This is a genomic window from Pseudoalteromonas sp. Angola-30 (assembly GCF_028599215.1).
GTDB classification, from domain to species: Bacteria; Pseudomonadota; Gammaproteobacteria; order Enterobacterales; family Alteromonadaceae; genus Pseudoalteromonas; species Pseudoalteromonas atlantica.
Genome location: NZ_JAQREI010000007.1, coordinates 78,614 through 93,780 on the forward strand (window position 1 = coordinate 78,614; position 15,167 = coordinate 93,780).

The 15,167-nt window shown below is 40.7% G+C and carries 12 protein-coding genes; 8 read left to right on the forward strand and 4 right to left on the reverse strand.

Features of this window, described 5'->3' with window-relative positions; translation table 11 throughout:
• Window positions 1–7: 7 nt before the first annotated feature.
• The 5 genes from glgC to rluF all read left to right on the forward strand — a co-directional run bounded on the left by glgC (window position 8) and on the right by rluF (window position 6,369).
• Window positions 8–1,309: a glucose-1-phosphate adenylyltransferase gene (gene glgC / locus PSH54_RS10980; protein ID WP_004586432.1), complete on the forward strand. Its 1,302-nt coding sequence runs from the start codon at window positions 8–10 to the stop codon at window positions 1,307–1,309.
• A 41-nt stretch (window positions 1,310–1,350) separates the two neighbouring features.
• The gene (locus tag PSH54_RS10985; RefSeq protein WP_273606138.1) at window positions 1,351–2,886 is read left to right on the forward strand and encodes a glycogen synthase; all 1,536 of its coding nucleotides are present in this window, start codon (window positions 1,351–1,353) and stop codon (window positions 2,884–2,886) included.
• A gap of 91 nt (window positions 2,887–2,977) precedes the next feature.
• Window positions 2,978–4,192: an EAL and HDOD domain-containing protein gene (locus PSH54_RS10990; protein ID WP_024031772.1), complete on the forward strand. Its 1,215-nt coding sequence runs from the start codon at window positions 2,978–2,980 to the stop codon at window positions 4,190–4,192.
• 34 nt (window positions 4,193–4,226) lie between these two features.
• Window positions 4,227–5,306, forward strand: coding sequence for a DUF418 domain-containing protein (locus tag PSH54_RS10995; RefSeq protein ID WP_273606197.1), 1,080 nt, complete (start codon window positions 4,227–4,229; stop codon window positions 5,304–5,306).
• Between the two features lie 76 nt (window positions 5,307–5,382).
• On the forward strand, window positions 5,383–6,369 hold the full coding sequence (rluF, locus tag PSH54_RS11000) for a 23S rRNA pseudouridine(2604) synthase RluF (RefSeq protein ID WP_273606139.1): 987 nt from the start codon (window positions 5,383–5,385) through the stop codon (window positions 6,367–6,369).
• A gap of 9 nt (window positions 6,370–6,378) precedes the next feature.
• On the opposite strand, the gene PSH54_RS11005 is transcribed toward rluF, so the two are convergent.
• From PSH54_RS11005 to PSH54_RS11015, 3 genes are all read right to left on the reverse strand, one after another.
• Window positions 6,379–6,963, reverse strand: coding sequence for a hypothetical protein (locus tag PSH54_RS11005; protein ID WP_029774483.1), 585 nt, complete (start codon window positions 6,961–6,963; stop codon window positions 6,379–6,381).
• 333 nt (window positions 6,964–7,296) lie between these two features.
• On the reverse strand, window positions 7,297–10,377 hold the full coding sequence (locus PSH54_RS11010; protein WP_273606140.1) for an efflux RND transporter permease subunit: 3,081 nt from the start codon (window positions 10,375–10,377) through the stop codon (window positions 7,297–7,299).
• A 2-nt stretch (window positions 10,378–10,379) separates the two neighbouring features.
• On the reverse strand, window positions 10,380–11,462 hold the full coding sequence (locus PSH54_RS11015) for an efflux RND transporter periplasmic adaptor subunit (RefSeq protein ID WP_024031767.1): 1,083 nt from the start codon (window positions 11,460–11,462) through the stop codon (window positions 10,380–10,382).
• A 123-nt stretch (window positions 11,463–11,585) separates the two neighbouring features.
• Here PSH54_RS11015 and PSH54_RS11020 point away from each other — a divergent pair, with 123 nt between their 5' ends.
• The 3 genes from PSH54_RS11020 (at window position 11,586) to PSH54_RS11030 (ending at window position 13,884) form a co-directional block, all read left to right on the forward strand.
• A complete protein-coding gene (locus PSH54_RS11020; protein ID WP_054981916.1) occupies window positions 11,586–12,482 on the forward strand; it encodes a LysR family transcriptional regulator in 897 nt (298 codons plus the stop codon).
• Window positions 12,472–12,783, forward strand: a complete 312-nt coding sequence (locus PSH54_RS11025; protein WP_248450236.1) for an MGMT family protein — start codon at window positions 12,472–12,474, stop codon at window positions 12,781–12,783. The genes PSH54_RS11020 and PSH54_RS11025 overlap by 11 nt, the downstream gene beginning before the upstream one ends.
• A 549-nt stretch (window positions 12,784–13,332) precedes the next feature.
• Window positions 13,333–13,884, forward strand: coding sequence for a diguanylate cyclase (locus PSH54_RS11030; protein ID WP_273606141.1), 552 nt, complete (start codon window positions 13,333–13,335; stop codon window positions 13,882–13,884).
• 271 nt (window positions 13,885–14,155) lie between these two features.
• Here PSH54_RS11030 and PSH54_RS11035 read toward each other — a convergent pair whose 3' ends face one another.
• Complete coding sequence (locus PSH54_RS11035) at window positions 14,156–15,055, reverse strand: SDR family oxidoreductase (RefSeq protein WP_273606142.1); 900 nt, start codon at window positions 15,053–15,055, stop codon at window positions 14,156–14,158.
• Window positions 15,056–15,167 lie beyond the last annotated feature (112 nt).

Genomic DNA, 15,167 nt, shown 5'->3' on the forward strand with positions numbered 1-15,167 from the left:
GAGTATTATGCCTAGTTATGCAAATCGTTACATAAGTAGCTTAACCCGAGATACGTACGCGTTAATACTGGCTGGTGGACGCGGCTCACGCTTACACGAATTGACAGATTGGCGCGCAAAGCCCGCTGTTTATTTTGGCGGTAAGCACCGTATTATCGATTTTCCATTATCAAATTGTATCAATTCGGGTGTGAGGCGTGTAGGCATAGCCACACAATATAAATCGCACTCTTTGATTCGCCATGTTAATCGCGCCTGGGGCCATTTTAAAAAGGAGCTGGGGGAGTCGGTTGAAATTTTACCCGCATCTCAGCGTAATGGTGATGAGTGGTATTGTGGGACTGCCGATGCGGTTTTTCAAAACATGGATATTATTCGCCACGAACTGCCAAAATATGTGATGATTTTGTCAGGCGATCACGTTTATCGAATGGATTACGGCGCTTTATTAGCCGAGCATGTGCAAAAAGGCGCCGACATGACAGTATGTTGCCTTGAAGTACCTGTTGAAGAGGCTGCAGATACCTTTGGGGTAATGACTGTTGATGAAAAAAATCGGGTATGTCGCTTTGATGAGAAACCTTCGATCCCCAGCTCTGTCCCTGGTAAGCCAGGTACCTGCTTAGCCTCTATGGGCAACTATGTGTTTAATACTGAGTTTTTATTTGAGCAGCTAAAAAAAGATGCTGAAAATGAAGGTTCTGGCCGCGACTTTGGGCACGATATTATTCCGGCAATTATAGAAGAGCACAGTGTGTATGCGTTTCCGTTTAGAGATCCCATGCAAGAAGGGCAACCTTATTGGCGCGATGTAGGAACGTTAGACTCGTTTTGGGAAGCCAATATGGAATTGGTAATGCCCGAGCCACAGCTAGATTTATACGATCCAACCTGGCCGATTTGGACCTATCAAGAGCAGTTGCCACCGGCTAAGTTTATTTTTGATGATGAAGATAGACGCGGTATGGCGGTAGACTCAACGGTATCAGGAGGGTGTATTGTATCGGGCTCAGTAGTTAGAAAATCACTGCTGTTTTCAAACGTGCACGTGCGTTCATTTTGCGAAATAGAGCAATCAGTAATTTTACCCGGGGCTCTCATTAATCGTCATTGTAAAATTAAGCGAGCCATAATTGATCGAAGCTGTGAAATACCCGCAGGGCTTGAAATTGGCTACGATAGAAAAGCCGATGAAGAAAATGGCTTTAGGGTATCTAAAAAAGGCATCGTATTAGTCACCCGTGATATGCTCACGGAACTTGCTAAAAAGCTTGAACGTCAAGCACACGAAAATAAAAAGTTCGCTTAAAATCGGATGCGAATAACAAAGGTTAAGGAAGTAGTAAATAAATGCATGTATTAATGGTTGCCGCAGAAAACGATGCTTTACCAAACGCTAAAGTGGGCGGGGTAGCAGATGTAGTCAGAGATGCCCCAAAAGCACTAGCAGCACAAGGCGTGAGCGTAGATGTTGTTATTCCTGATTATGGGTTTGAGCAACTGCAACGTGAATATATAGGTGATGTCACTGTTATATTTAGAGCGCAGCCACAGGTATTATCTTTATTTAAAATAAGTGATGACAACACACACATTAATCAATTTGTTATTTCGCACCCATTGTTTAGCCAATCGGGTTCGGTGTATTGCAATGACGAACCCGGGCGACCTTTTGCCACTGATGCAACAAAATATGCATTATTTAGTGCCGCTCTATGTGAAGCGCTGCTACAGGGTTTAATAATGCGCCCTCAAGCACTGCATCTACATGATTGGCATAGCGCGTGTGTCGCCGTATTATTAAAATTTGATAAACGCTACGATACCCTCGCTAATTTACATATTGCCTATACAGTTCATAATTTAGCACTGCAAGGGATCAGGCCTTTTAAACACGACGACTCGAGTTTAGAGGCTTGGTTTCCGTCGTTAGGTTATAACGGGCAACATTTGTGCGATCCTCGTTACCCACACTGTTTTAACCCTATGCGCAGTGCTATAAATTTGGCAGATAAAGTTCATTTAGTCTCACCTACTTACAGTACCGAGGTACTAAAGCCGAGTAATTATCAGCAAGGTTTTTTTGGTGGAGAAGGCTTAGAGCTTGATTTACAAAATCAATCGGCTCAAGGCAAGGTGGTGGGAATATTAAATGGCTGTGAATACCCTGAGCAAAACCCTGAGCAGGTTACTTTATCGCTCTTGTATGAGCGTATTGAACATACTTTATTTAACTGGATGGCAAAACATGAGCAGCTTGAAACGAGCTACTATGTGGCGCATCAGCGCATGCTGCAGTTTAAAAACACGCCAATAGATGGGCCCCTTGTAACAAGTGTTGGCAGGCTGACCGAGCAAAAGGTGTTATTACTTTGCCAACAATACGGTAATGCATTAGCGCTTGATAAAGTGTGTGAAATAATTAACCGTTTTAATGGTCGTCTTATTATTTTAGGCTCTGGTGACAAAACCCTTGAAAGCATTTTTACCAAGGCTATGGCACGCAATGCAAACTTATTGTTTTTAAAAGGTTATGGGCAAGGTATTGGCGATAGCCTATATGAGCTTGGGGATTTATTTTTAATGCCAAGCTCGTTTGAACCTTGCGGAATTAGTCAAATGCTTGCTATGCGCGCAGGGCAACCTTGTTTAGTACACAGTGTTGGCGGTTTAAAAGACACCGTAAGCCACAACAACAATGGCTTTGCATTTTCTGGCGGCTCGTTGAATGAACAAGTTGATGGGTTAATGACATGCTTAACTGAAACCCTTACGCTAAAACAGCAAAATCCTAAGCAATGGAGTAACATTACAGCTAATGCTAAAGGAGCACGTTTTTCGTGGGAAACGGTCGCTGCTGATTATATTTCAAGCATGTATTGCTAAATCATTAAAATTAAACGCAGTAGAAGTGACATTTATACCTATTTACGCTATTAGTTACTTAGTTTGAGTATATAAATAAGAAGTAGGTAATGTGTCTGTATTTGTTGCAAGGCAAGCAATATTCAATCGTAAGCAAAATGTAGTTGCTTACGAGCTTTTATTTCGTAATAGTGCTGAAAACTTTTTTCCCGATATAGAAGAAGGTCAAGCAACTGCTCGCCTAATAATGGAAAACCAGCTTAATTTAGGCACACGCCACATCACCTCAGGTAAAACGGCACTGATAAATATAGGCCCTGACTCTTTAAAGCACAATTTATGTGACTTTTTACCCTGTAAAGATGTGGTCATTGAGCTGTTAGAAACCATTGAACCCACCGATGATAACTATCAGCTTTGCAGAGAGCTTTTTCATAAAAACTATAAACTCGCATTAGATGACTTTGTTTATAACGAGCAATGGGAGCGATTTTTAAAGTTTATTAAGCTAGTAAAGTTTGATATTGCGCAAACGCCTTTATCAGATATTGCCGAGATTGTAGAAAAACTAAAACAGCATAAAAAAATAAAAATATTAGCAGAAAAAATAGAAACCCAAGCCGATTATCACCAAGCACATAAAATGGGGTTTGATTACTTTCAAGGCTACTTTTTTGCCAAGCCCACAATGCACGAACAGCAAGACATTGATTATAACTATGCGTTAGTTGTGGCTATTTACGCGCAAGTAATGAAACCAAGCCCAGATATAAAGCAAATTAGTGCGTTATTTGAAGCCGATGCGGCCTTGGCTTATAAGCTTATGCGGCTAATTAACAGCGGTGTTTTTCCTATTCAGAGTAAAATATCATCTATTAAGCAGGCGTTAGTGTATTTAGGGCATGAGCGTTTAAAAAAGTTTGTTAGTTTAATTGTTACCGCGCACACCGCGGGTAAAAAGCCAGCAGAACTAATGCAAGTGTGTGTAGTTAGAGCACGCTTTTGTGAGCTAATAGCAAAGCAGGTGTCTAAATCGTTGGCGGGTGAGGCGTTTTTAACCGGCTTGTTTTCGTTACTAGATGCCATACTCGATCAACCTATGAGTTTATTAGTCGAAAAATTACCTTTTCCTGATGATATTAAAGCGGCATTATTAAACGAAAAAAACACCCTATATTATATCTTAAATGTAGTACAAGCGTACGAAACAGGTAGCTGGTGGACATTAGAAAAAGCCGTTATATTACTTAATGTTAAAAGAGATGTGCTGCCAGGGTTATATAATCAAGCCGTAGATTGGGCAGATAATTATAAAAATAATAGTTAGAGGACAGTAACCGCTCATGATGCGAAATTATAATATGGACTTTATTCGCGGCATTGCTGTGCTTTGCTTAGTGTATATGAATGGCTATGCGTTTGGCTTAATGGATTATAGCTATATTCCTTTATCTACCCCGCCTTTTAGCGACACCCTTATCCATGCTGTGAGTACTTTTTTTGTTGATGGCCGATTTAGAACGCTGTTTAGCTTACTGTTTGGGGCAGGGCTTTATATTCAATGGCAAAAAGTTAAATCAACAGCGCCTTTAAAAGCGCGATTGCATTGGCTTATCATTTTTGGTTTGGTACATGGTTTTTTACTTTGGGCTGGCGACATTTTATTTTTGTACGGTGTATCTGGCTGGTTTGTTCTAAAATATTTGCAAAGTAATAACCAACTGCTTGTAAAAAGGGCAGGGGAGTTTCTTTTAATTGGTTGTGTAGCCACGGGGTTGGTGCTCTTTAGTGCACCAGATGAGGTCGTTTATCGTGATTCAGCACAGTATATCGATTTATATAGCCCGTATTACAGCGATTACTTTTTGAGTAATCTAGGTATGAATGTATTAATGCTGGTAGCTGTTCCTATCATGATCATGTGGCTGTGCGTAGGGCTAATGCTGATTGGCATATATTTATATAAAAATGAGGTTTTTAGTAAAGGTTTAACCAATCCGCACCTTATTGTTTGTATAGCTGGCGCCTTTATTTTTTCAGGCATGAGGCTTTATGCGTCAAAGTTTACAGGGGGAGCAGGGTTCGCCATACAAGAGTTTATAAATACCTTTGCCGCATTGTTCATGGCTGTATTTTATATTCATCTCATCGTTAAATTTTGTAATAACCGTGCTCATGTGGGCCAGCTTATTCAGCAGGCGGGGCGCTTAGCTTTTACCTTATATATATGCCAAACACTGATGCAGCTGTTGCTTTATAAAGTGTTGTATCCGCAGTGGGTATTAAGTTTTAACCGAATAGACTATTGGATAGTCGCGACTGGCCTGGTTAGCGTGCAGCTATTGTTTACAGCTTTATATTGTCGCTATTATGAGCAAGGGCCGCTGGAATATGTTTGGCGCAGGTTAACTCAAGCAAAAATTGCAAAAATTAATGCGTAAAGGTTTAAATTAGGGGCGAAAAATAATGGCGTGTGGTTTACACTAGTCGCCTTTAAAATTAGGACCATTAAGTGCCATGACCGAATTAAAACGTTTAAATAAATTTATTAGTGAAACAGGTTTTTGTTCACGCCGTGAAGCCGATAAATATATTGAGCAAGGTCGTGTAACAGTTAATGGTAATACGCCTGAAATGGGCGTAAAAGTGGCTGATACCGATACTGTTTTAGTAGATGGAAAACCGCTGCGCGAAAAACCAAAACGCGTGTACATTGCGTATAATAAGCCAGTGGGTATTACCTGTACCACCGAGAGTAAAATTCAAAGTAATATTGTCAAAGCCGTTAATTATCCCACCCGTATATTTCCTATCGGCCGTTTAGATAGACCTTCAGAAGGATTGATTTTTTTAACTAACGAAGGCGATATCGTTAATAAAATTTTGCGAGCGGGTAATAATCACGAAAAAGAATACGTGGTGACAGTTGATAAACCACTCAATCGCCAATTTGTGAACAAAATGGCCAACGGTATTCCTATTTTAGATACCGTTACAAAAAAATGTAAAGTGACACAAACAGCTCCGCAAGAATTCAAAATAGTGCTTACGCAGGGTTTAAACCGCCAAATTCGTCGTATGTGTGAATACCTAGGCTATGAAGTTGTGACCCTTAAACGTACCCGCATTATGAATGTAACGTTAAAGGGCTTAAAAGTAGGCCAGTGGCGACATTTAACCGACGTAGAAATGGCGCAAATTATTGACTCCATTGCTGATTCGGGTAAAACGCAAGAGCACTCGGTTGATACCAATAAGCAAAATGCCAATAACAAAGGCGAGCCTAAAAAGCGTGATTTTCAGGGTGAAAACCCACGCGCCTTTAATAATGAGCGAGGCACTCGCACTCAAAGAAGTAATACCCCTTTTCAAAAGCGCTCAACCACCTATTTAGGTAAAGGGGGCGCTAGCAAAAATACGCAAGGCGATAGCAAAAGCGCAAACAACAAAAAGCCAGCAAACGGTAAAGCGCGTTCATCTGGCACATTAAGTTTAAAAAAATAGCGTGCGCACTTACCATTGTATTTGATGTACAACGTTACCGAGTGGGCTTTTAACGCCCACAATGTTTATTTTCTCATTTTTTAGCCGCTTTAATGCTGGTTTATCTAAATACCACCTAAAAGAGCGCTTTCTGTAAGTTTGTAAATCAAGCACAACCAGTTTTGCGCAGCTGTATTCGTAATCACTCGGACACGCCTCTACAGCCAGTAGCTGGTACTCTTGCTGCCAGCTATTGTCGCTATAATAATATGTCCATAACTTTACTGAAATGCAAAAACTAGCCCACAGCCATAAATAAACTAAAACCGGTATAAACAAAATACCCAGCCAGCCCCTAAGCTTCCCATCATCCTCTAAGTAGTCTTTAAAATTTGATTTAAATGTTATGCATGCGTTGTACTTTTTGTATCCGTACATCCCCCCTGCAATACTAATTATTACTGACAAAACAGGAAGCAGCTTATGTGTTAAAAAATCATAAGCGGTATTGGCAATAAAGGGGGGATCGAGATTTTCATCCCAAGCAATAAAAAATAGGGGTGGGAATAGTAAACTAGCGGTAATTATTATTCTAAAAAGTTGTTTTGCTGTCATTTGAGGGGTTATTTATAAAACACAACGCCAATATAAAGTAAAAAAAGCTCTAAATAAACGGCTAATGTAGATACGCTGTTTTTAGAGTGTAGCCGTTTAATTAAATCGTAAGTACCGTCAAACATGCCTGTTATTACCAGTCTAATACCGCCCGTGAAACGGTAGTTGTTTAAATCTACATTGCCATTTTCGTCGGTTATAAAGCGAAAATAGCCAAAGAGAATACATATACAACCTAGTTTATTAAGTTCATCTTTAACCTCGGTTTAAATAATAAAAAACGCAGCTACTGTGAGGTAAGCTGCGTTTTAAACGTCCTGTAAGGCTTTTAAATTACTTTCTAGGTTCGTAGTCTATTCTAAATACAACAGTATAAAGCACAGGCACTACAATAAGCGTAAGTATGGTTGCAAAACCTAAACCAAACATAATAGTTACCGCCATTGACTGGAAGAACACGTCAAACAACAGCGGGATCATACCTAAAATGGTGGTAATAGCCGCCATGGCCACAGGGCGTACACGGCTAACGCCAGATTCAAACACAGCTTGATAAGGCGATTTACCATCGCGAAGCTCAAGATTTATTTGATCGACCAAAACAATGCCGTTCTTAATTAGCATCCCGCTTAAACTTAGTAATCCAAGTAGTGCCATAAAGCTAAATGGCGCATTCATTATTAACATGCCCGCACTCACACCAATAATGGCAAGTGGCACTGTAGCCCAAATAACTAAAGGCTGTTTAAGTGAATTGAACAGCAGTACGGTTACCGCAAACATCGCTAAATAACCCAGCGGTAATGAACCAAATATAGCGGCTTGTGCATCCGATGACGACTCATACTCGCCGCCCCATTCTAATTTATAGCCACGCGGTAACTCTATTGCCTCTACGGGTCCGCGCACGCGTGCAAATAACTTAGCGGCAGTTTCATCGCCTAATACGTTGTGATCGGCCATTACCGTTATTGTGCGCTTTCGGTCGCGGCGCATAATTAGGCTGTCTTCCCATTCAACCACAAATTCGTCAACCACCTGTGTTACTGGCACAAATACACCCAGTACAGGGCTGTATATTTGTAAATCGTGAACGCTTTCTACATTTAGGCGCTCATTTGCCGGTGAGCGAGCAATAATTGGCAGAAGTTGCGTACCATCACGATATACACCCACTTGCTTGCCCGAAAGGCTAGTAAGCAGAACATCATCAAGGTCTGACTTACTAATACCTAAGCGGCGCGCTTTTTGTTCGTTAAATTGTGGACGAATCATTTTAGTACGTGCCCGCCAATCATCACGAATATTATAAGCGCCGTCGTCTTGTGCGATAACTTCTTCAGCTTGGGCGGCTAATCGTCTAAGTATTACCGGATCGGGGCCTGTAAAGCGTGCTTCAATTTTAGCATCGGTTGAGGGGCCAATTTCCATGGGCTTAATTTTAAGCTCAGCTGAAAGCGGTCTATTTTGCGAGTATTCACGCACTTTTTTCATTACTACAGCCACCGCCTCGCGGTTTTTTACTCTAATAATGAGCTGCCCGTATGACGAGTACGACTTTTGCGGTGCATAAGTAAGCATAAAGCGTGGAGCACCTTGGCCTGTAGTACTGGTTATTTCTTCAACTAGCTCTTCTTTTTGAAGGTAGTTTTCAAGCTTTTTAATTCCCTCTAGCGTTGCTCTTATGTCGGAGCCTTGTTGCTGCCAGTAATCTACATAAAACATTGGCGTGTTAGAGGCTGGGAAAAACGATTGTTTAACCGCACCAAAACCAACCACAGCCGAGCAAAGGAGCACGACCATAAGCACAAGCGTGGTTTTACGATAATGCATAGACACATCTAAAAGTGCTTTATAGCCGGTAAAAATAAAGCCTTGATATGGGTCGTCATCATCCTCTTCGCCCTCAGCATTTTTAGCTTTTTTAAACTCATCTTGTTTAAACATTAAATTTGCAAAAAATGGCGTAAGCGTAATGGCGGTGATCCAGCTTAGTAAGAGCGATATAAACAACACCCAAAATAAGCTACCCGCAAATTCACCGGTCGCATCAGAGCTTAAGCCAATAGGGGCAAACGCAGTAATACCAATAACTGTAGCGCCTAGTAGCGGCCATTTAGTTTGTTCTACAATATTAACCGCAGCTTTTAACTTAGTTTGGCCACGCTTTAAATTTATTAATATGCCTTCGGTTACTACTATAGCGTTATCTACCAGCATACCAAGGGCAATAATAAGCGCACCCAGAGAAATACGTTGCAGGTCTATGGCGAACAACTTCATAAATATAAAGGTGCCTAAAACGGTGAGTAATAAAATACCGCCAATTAAAATACCACTTTTTAACCCCATAAATATAAGCAGTACCACGATTACAATGGCAATCGCCTCTACTAGGCTGACAATAAAGCCATCTACCGATTTTTCTACTTCTTTAGGTTGGTTATACACCGATTCTACATGTATGCCATGTGGGCGCTGGTATTCAAGCTCTGCTAAGTGCTCGTCAATACGTTTACCTACATCTACTACGTTCACGCTATTCATAAACGAAACGCCAATTAAAAGCGCTTGTTCTGAGTTGTAGCGAATAACATTGCTGGGTACTTCTGCGTATTCTCTAAATACTTTGGCTACATCACCTAAGTAAATAAGCTCGCTAGCACCGGGTTTAGATATAAGTAGGGTTTCGAGCTCTTTAACATCTTTAAATTCGCCGGTTGGGTGAAAGCGTATAGACTCATCGCCCACTCTAATTTTACCTGCGTTAGAGACTGTATTTTGCGATTGCAGTAAACCAAAAATATGGCTTGGGGCAATACCGAGCTGCGCTAATTTACGGGTAGACACTTCAACCATTACTTGAGGCTGTTGCTCACCAGCAATGGTCACTTTACTCACACCTTTAACCAGTACGAGTTCACGCTTTAAGTAATCGGTGTAATCTTTAAGTTCATCATAAGAGTAGCCATCGCCGGTAACCGCATACATAACGCCGTATACATCACCAAAGTCATCTAAAATGGTGCTTGGGTAAACGCCACTCGGGAGTGAAGGCGCTAAATCGTTAATTTTACGGCGCATTTCATCCCAAATTTGGCGCAGCTGCTCTTTTCGGTAGGTGCTTTTCATTTCTACCGATATTTGCGACTTACCATTTGATGAAATAGAGGTCACATAATCTACGTAGGGGAGTTGCTGAATCGCATTTTCGATAGGAAAGGTGACTTCTTCCTCTACTTGTTGTGGCGATGCGCCCGGATACATAGTAATAACCATGGCGGTTTTAAGCGTAAACTCTGGGTCTTCTAGTTGGCCTAAATCAAAGTACGACACACTTCCGCCAATTAACAGCAGTAGTGCAAACATCCAGCTAATTACTTTTTTCTCTATGGAGAGTTGCGCAAAGCTCATAATTATAAGCCTCGCTCTTTATTCCATGGACGTACTTTCATGCCTTCATCTAATGAGTGTACGCCAGCGGAGACGACAATTTGGCCTTCTTTAATACCGCTTAGCACTTCAATGCCGTCGCGGTGTACTTGGCCTACTTTAACGGCTTGTTTATTAACAACACCGGTTTCTGGGTTATATATCCACACATAGGCGTTATCTGACACGCTTTCTTTAGCTTCAGAAAAAACCGACTCTACCGGTAAAATAGTGTAAGCCACTTGCGAGCTGGTTACTTTTGATAAATCGATAAATACACGGCCCGTCATCCCTGCAAGTAGGTTAAAGTCTTTAGGCACTGGTAGCGAAAAAACAACTTTGTAGGTAAGCGTAGTAGGATCGGCCTGCGTATCCCACTCTTTTAAGTCAAGGGTGTACTCTTTATTATCATAACCGTCAAACACAACGGTAGGGTGGTAGTCGCTGCCTTTTTTAATGCGCGCTATTATTTTTTCAGGAACTTGGATTTCTACATCCATTAAATCGCGGGTTTCTAGGCGTAAAATGTTTTGCTTGGCTTGAATGTTTTCAAAGTTTTTAACAAATACTTTGGCTACAGTCCCTGCAAATGGGGCGCGCAGTTCGCTGTATTCTAGGTTGGTTTCGGCAATTTTAAAGGCAGACTCTGCCACTTGCATATTGGCTAATGCTTCATCGTACTCTGATTGACTCGCGATTCTTTTTTCAAGTAATTGTTCAATGCGGCTAAGTTGTGATTTAGCAAGCTCATAACGGGCTTTTCTATCATCGTATTGTAATTGAAAGTCTTCTGGGTCAAGCTTTGCTAAAAGTTGTCCTTTTTCAACTTCTTCACCTGCTAATACCGGAAACTCTACCAGTTCACCATTGACTCTAAATGCTAAGTACGAGCCTTGGTTAGCAACCACTTCAGCAGGAAAACTGCGCACATTTGTTTGCGAATCATGTCCTATATTGAATAACTTTACAGGCCTAATGGGCTCTTCTTTTACTTGCTTTTCTGGCTCTGAACAGGCCATTAAGGTAAGTAAAGTCGTAGTAAGTATACATAGACGAAAGAGTTTCATGTCTTCTCCGTGGCAATGATGGGCAAAATAATTAAGTGCAGGATACGCCGCAACCATATAAAATAAAATTCATTAAATTTTAGAAACATAATAAGTTTTATTTATGATCATGTTGAGCGCAGTATGAAGCTGAATCAATTACAAATTTTAGATGCCATTGTACAAAGTGCAAGTTTAAGTGGCGCGGCGCTTAAATTACATAAAACTCAACCTGCGCTTACCTTAGCAATTAAAAACTTAGAGGCAAAAATTGGCTTTGAACTACTCGATAGAAGCAAGTACCGATTACAGTTAACTGAAAAAGGGCGTGTTTTTCATCGCGAAGCACAACAATTATTGCATGCAAATGATGAGCTAGCGCAGCTTGCTAAAGAGCTTGCACTGGGTAACGAGCCACAATATCGAATTTGCTACGAGCAAATTTGTCAAAAAGACAGTTATAACGAGATCATAAGTAATACTTTTAGACTATTTAAGCGTACAGAGTTTAATTTAACCAGTGGCAAACGCTTTGTCTCTTTAGAGCAAGTAAATAGTGGGCAAGTGGAGTTAGGCATAGGCCCCTGGTTTGACTTATTTCATGCAACAGGGCACTTAGAGAGCCTACCTATTGGTAAGTTAAATATTGGAATTATTGCATCTACTAAAGCGTTTCCTAAGTACATGACCTTTAACGAGCTACAAAATTACCCGTGTTTGGCTATGTTTGAAAGTGACTTAAGCATAGACAGCGACAAGCTTTCTTACTCAAAAGGCTCTGCCTTAATGAAGATTGACGATGTAACCAATTTAAAGTCGTTTTTGCTTGCTGGTGCCGGCTGGGCAATGATGAACATAGACTATTGCGCCCCTGAAATAGAAGCTGGGCTGTTGCAGCAAATACAGATAAACGACAGAGAAGATGAGTTTGGCATAGAAGTACGTGCATTTAGGCGTGATGCAATACACCATGGCCCTGTTGCGCGCTCTATTTGGGAGCAATTTAAAGTACTCAGTGAGGCGTACGTTAATGACCGCTGATATTGATAAAGAAACCCTCATTTACACCATTATTGCAAATATACCTGTAGGTTTTGTAGCAAGTTACGGGCAAGTAGCAACGCTTGCTGGTTATCCGCAAAATTCACGCTTAGTAGGGCGCCTTTTAAAGCAAATGCCAGATGATTCTGTTATACCGTGGCACAGAGTAGTAAATAGCCAAGGTAAAATATCATTTCCTGCAGGCAGTGATAAATACCAAGAGCAGCGCCAAAAGCTATTATTAGAAGGGGTTAGCTTTAAAAACGACAAAGTAAATATGCGCGAGTGTAGATGGCAGTAATGAACGTATTATCGTAAAAGAGCTTTTAAAGGCTGCTTTATTACAAGTATGCGGCTTACTTTTTTGTTTTTAGCTATCGTAAATCTACAACAAATAGGGTTATTCAGCTTCTAGTTTTACCTTTACCACAACCTACTTATTTAGCTTTGTGAATGAAAAACTTACAATGATAAGCGATATATTTTCTATTTTTTACACAATAAAAATATATACGGCAAAGTAAAAAACACCTCTACACCTACCTATAGCTAAAATGGCATTAAATCAATTAAGCGTCGAGATTTGGCATAACACTTGAACTACTTATTAGTTGTAAATAGATATTGAGCATACCAGATGCTCGCTCAAGGGCGCGTTTAAAAATGGTATCTCATTTACATTAAGGTAAAAACGTAAGTAATCCTCAAGCCATCTTAAAAGTGACTGATAAATTATTTGAAAAATACGTTTTTTCACATCGCTAGTGATAAATGAAGAAGCTGATGAAGTGTAAATATTTAGTTTTAAGCATGAGGGTTATTAAAACCAAATATTAAGGACTAACAAACTATGACTGACCCAACTTTATTGATTTTAATGTACTTTGTGATCCCTGTGTGGCTTGCTGCTGGCATTGCTGATTGGTTTTGTCATCGACGTAGTAATATTTCTACAACCAGCGGTGCTAAAGAGTCATTTATTCATTTATTAATGTTTGCCGAAGTGGGCATTCCGTTAATCCTCGTTTTAATATTTGAAGTTAATAGTTTGATTATTGCCATTTGTATTGTGTTGTTTTTTCTGCATGAGCTTACAGCAATGTGGGATGTAACTTATGCAGTAAGTAAGCGAAGGGTAGGGCCGGTAGAGCAACATATACACAGTTTTTTAGAAATGATACCCCTGTTAGCTTTGGTATTAATTATTGCGCGCCATTGGGAGCAATTTACCGCTTTATTTACTCCAGGCGGCTTTCCTCCTGACTTTACGCTGCAATTAAAAGCCTCTCCTTTGCCAATAACTTACTTGGCAACGGTGCTATTTATAGCACTTGCGCTAGAATTTACGCCTTATTTAGAAGAGTTCGTTCGCGGTATACGTGCTAAAAAAGATAACACTTAATCTGCTTAAGTTATTTATGCAGTTAATTTATGTGTGTCTAACTCGGCGCACTCTTGCTCACACTGAGCTAAATAGTGCTGCTTGAGCACAGGTTTTAGTACCAAGCTAAGATGCTGTCTAAGGTATTGTTAACCAGAGCCTCACCAATACTTAATGGGGCTTATTTAGGTATGATTAAAAAAGGCTAGGTAATAATAGCGGCGTATATACGCCGCTATTATTTTATAAAATTAATAAGCTGAGATTAACTAATATGAGTGAGCCAGTATGATTAAGGTAGATGCTGCCCACCTGTCACGCCCATTATTTCCGCGGTAATGTAACTTGACTCTTGCGACGCTAAGTAGACATAGGTGGGTGCTAGTTCAGCAGGTTGGCCTGGTCTACCTAATGGTACGTTATCACCAAATTCAGGCAATTTTTTAGCCGGTTGGCCGCCACTTTGTTGAAGCGGTGTCCAAATTGGCCCTGGAGCAACCCCATTAACCCGAATGCCTTTATCAATCAGCATTTTTGCTAAACTTTTAGTAAAGCTTGTAATTGCGCCCTTAGTCGATGCGTAATCAAGAAGCCCAGCAGAGGGTTGATAGCATTGGATAGAGGTTGTATTAATAATACTAGCGCCCGGTGGCATATGTTTTACCGCCGCTTTTGTTATCCAAAACATAGCAAATACATTTGTTGCATATGTTTGGCAAAATTGCTCGGTAGATAAATCGTCTAACTCTGCAACAAACTGTTGCTTACCCGCATTATTCACTAATATGTCGATTGAGCCTAAGTTTTCAACGCTTTGCGCCACAAGGTCGTTACAAAAACTCTCATCAGAGATATCGCCTGCAATTCCCCATGCTTTGTTACCGCTGGCTTTTAATATATCGAGTGTTTCTTTCGCATCGGCTTCTTCGCTGGCTAAGTAATTAATAACCACATCGGCACCTTCTCTGGCAAATGCAATGGCAACCGCTCTGCCAATGCCCGAGTCGCCCCCGGTGATCAACGCCTTGCGGCCCTTTAATCTGTCGCTACCTACATAGGTATCTTCGCCGTGATCTGCTTTAGGTTTTAAAATTTCATCTAGGCCTGGGTCTGGTTGATCACTGTCTTTTTCGGTCCGTCCCATTTGGTATTGGCTTCTAGGGTCTTGCATAGTAAATTGGTTAGTTGGCATATCAACGTCTCCTTTAACGTAAAGTTTAAGTTGGATTAACTGCATGTAATCACAAAGAGCCTAATGGCATATAACGCAGCAATGCGTGTTACCTACCTCTTTGCTTGGCGGG